Annotated in this window: 1 protein-coding gene; it reads left to right on the top strand. The window is 35.1% G+C overall.

Annotation, left to right across the window (positions count from 1 at the left end; genetic code table 11):
• The coding region (locus KTHG_RS00400) for a proline dehydrogenase family protein (protein WP_370362740.1) at positions 1 to 208 on the top strand (208 nt) is incomplete at both ends.

Genomic DNA, 208 nt, shown 5'->3' with positions numbered 1-208 from the left:
TTAAGCCATCACAGGTGGGTCTGGATATTGATTATGATTTTTGCTTAGAGAATGTATTAGAAATTGCTGAAAAAGCGTATGAGTATGGTATTTTTATTAACTTAGATCAAGAAAATTATTCACGCTTACATCCGACATTTTCGATTTTAGAAGCGGTCCATGCCAAATACCCAGGTATCGTTGGTACAGTAATTCAAGCGTATTTCCA

It is taken from the genome of Kurthia sp. Dielmo, from assembly GCF_000307285.2.
Classification (GTDB): domain Bacteria; phylum Bacillota; class Bacilli; order Bacillales_A; family Planococcaceae; genus Kurthia; species Kurthia populi.
Note: the sequence above shows the minus strand (reverse complement) of the source record. Positions and strands in the feature narration are given on the sequence as shown.